The sequence below is a fragment of the Nonomuraea sp. KM90 genome (assembly GCF_052246675.1).
Taxonomy (GTDB): Bacteria; Actinomycetota; Actinomycetes; order Streptosporangiales; family Streptosporangiaceae; genus Nonomuraea.
Map to the genome: position 1 here is coordinate 1 of NZ_JBQQCB010000326.1, position 2,008 is coordinate 2,008.

3 protein-coding genes are annotated in these 2,008 nt (G+C 66.6%); 1 reads left to right on the forward strand and 2 read right to left on the reverse strand.

Features of this window, described 5'->3' with window-relative positions; translation table 11 throughout:
• Positions 1 to 353 precede the first annotated feature (353 nt).
• The gene (locus ACTWPW_RS63920) at positions 354 to 773 is read right to left on the reverse strand and encodes a hypothetical protein (protein WP_375118085.1); all 420 of its coding nucleotides are present in this window, start codon (positions 771 to 773) and stop codon (positions 354 to 356) included.
• Between the two features lie 266 nt (positions 774 to 1,039).
• Entirely contained in the window at positions 1,040 to 1,318 is a 279-nt protein-coding gene (locus ACTWPW_RS63925) for a hypothetical protein (protein ID WP_375118086.1), read from the reverse strand.
• Positions 1,319 to 1,730: 412 nt separating this feature from the next.
• Between ACTWPW_RS63925 and ACTWPW_RS63930 the strand changes: the two genes are divergently transcribed.
• On the forward strand, positions 1,731 to 1,853 hold the full coding sequence (locus tag ACTWPW_RS63930) for a hypothetical protein (RefSeq protein ID WP_375118087.1): 123 nt from the start codon (positions 1,731 to 1,733) through the stop codon (positions 1,851 to 1,853).
• Positions 1,854 to 2,008 lie beyond the last annotated feature (155 nt).

The following is a 2,008-nucleotide window of genomic DNA, read 5'->3' on the forward strand; positions in this document are numbered from 1 at the left end:
TGTTCGCGCACTGGGAACTGCGGTATTGACCTGATGATTGGACGGCACGAGCCGGATGAATCGAGAGGTTCACGTCCGGATCTGTGGGGGCGGGCAGGTGAGATTCCTGCCCGCTACCCGGCAAGCTGCTTCGATGCGTTCGTTCAGCAGCGCGCGGATCTGGTCGCATTCGGTCTGCGACAACGCGGCGGGGTGCGGCTTGCGCGGCCGGGCCGGCCGCAGCGGGGCCGGGCTCTGGCGGTGGTGGCGGTACCAGGTGGCCTGCGACACTCCGGCCGCTGTGCAGGCGTTGCGCCGGCCCAGGAGTGGGAGGAGTTCCTCGATCGCCTCGGCCTAGGCCTGGAAGGCCTCGGTCACTGCTCACCCGGGCCCGGTGGCGTCTCACTGCTGGTGGCGAGCTGATCCAGCAGCGCGGAGAGCTTTCCCTGCACCTCGATCACCTGGCGGGTCTGGCCGAGCTCGGCGCGTAGCCGCTCGACCTCCGCCTGTAGTGCCTCGATCCGCTTGTCGCGCGGGTCGGCCTTCGGCCGGCCGACCGGCCGACCGGGCGGGCCGGCGCCTGCTCCACGCCCTTGATCCCGCGCGGTACGCCAGCTCGAGATCAGCGACGAGTACAGGCCCTCCCGCCGCAGCAACGCGCCCCTACCCGCCTTGTCCAGGCGGTCGTACTCCTCCAGAATCCGGACCTTGTAGGCGGCGGAGCAGGAACGCGGACGCCCACGCTCGCGCACCTGAGGATCGGGAACCTCCGGATCCGGCTTGCTTGCTCCCACGAAGGGATGTCTCCTTCCCCACCCTCAGCACAGAGTTTCATGCCTGTTTGCTACCTCTGTCCATTTGACAGGGAGGGTATCGAGAAAGCACTGGGATCATGCTGTCCGGTCTGCCGCCACGCAAGCCACCCGGAATGATCAGTACTGGCCGACATCGTCACCACCGTCGCCGTCACGGCCGCCCAAGTGGCCGACGACAGTGTGCCACCGGGTGCCGGCGACGGCCTCAGAGCGGATGGGCGAGCGTAGCCGTACAACACGAAGATCTACGTCAGCCGGCACCGGTCCCCAGACAGGTCCCCGTGCCAGGAGAAGACGCTGGTGCAGGAGTAGGTGCCCGCGGCGTCGCCGACCATGACGACGACGGTCACCTGGTGATAGCCGCCTCCAGCGCAGCCCCACCCGGACAGCTCGTAGTACTCGCCGTCCGGGGTGCGGGTGCCGGAGAAGCATTCATGGAAGCCTTCCGCCCGGGCGGGAGCGGCGGCGAGCGAGACGGCCAGGAGCGCGGCGCCGGCCGCGGCGGCGAAGCGTCGGAGAGTCATGGTCTGACCGTAGAAGCGCGGCGCGGGCCGGCCTAGATGCGGTCTGTCACCAGGAGATGTGCATTCCTCACCAGCGACGGAGCCCCGGCGGAGACCTGCCGTTGACGATAGGTCTGGTCGGCTCCGGCGCGACATCACCCAGGAGAGTCAGCTCTTCGCTCGTGACTGGAGTCCGATGTACTCGGCCGACCGGCCGCGTAGCGCGGTCTGGCCGACGATGCCCTTGATGCAGGTCAGGGGCTGTGCTTTCCAATGTCCTGAGAATGGCCGGTCGACGTCCTGGGCTGTCACCGCCTCGCCCGTGTCGGCCACAACCGCGAATCGGGCCGTTTCGGCTCAGGCGGCTCTGGCCTGTGCCACTCCCTGCGATTGGTATTCAGCGACGGTTTCATCAAGGATCACTGCGCTGAAAATGGCCGAAACGCAGGCGAGAGCGTTCGCGCTCCAGGGCTATCTGATCAACATGACGACAGTAGTCAAGGCACAGGCCGACGCCGCCCGTTGGAAAGGGCGCGTGAATTACCAGGCGCGGTAGTGGCGGGAAGACTGATGGCTGCTGGGAGTCTGAGCCTGGATCCACCGCTGGGAATCTGACAAAAGAACTGTGAAATAGGGCGAGGTGCCCTTTGGCCTGGGAAGATGGGAGTTCTCTACGCTCCAGCAACCCAAATCAGAAGGACACCTCGTACG

What these genes read in the sequence shown, in the direction of transcription:
- ACTWPW_RS63925 (WP_375118086.1), bottom strand. Translation starts at nt 1,318, where the DNA reads ATGACTCTCCGACGCTTCGCCGCCGCGGCCGGCGCCGCGCTCCTGGCC.
- ACTWPW_RS63930 (WP_375118087.1), top strand. Translation starts at nt 1,731, where the DNA reads ATGGCCGAAACGCAGGCGAGAGCGTTCGCGCTCCAGGGCTATCTGATC.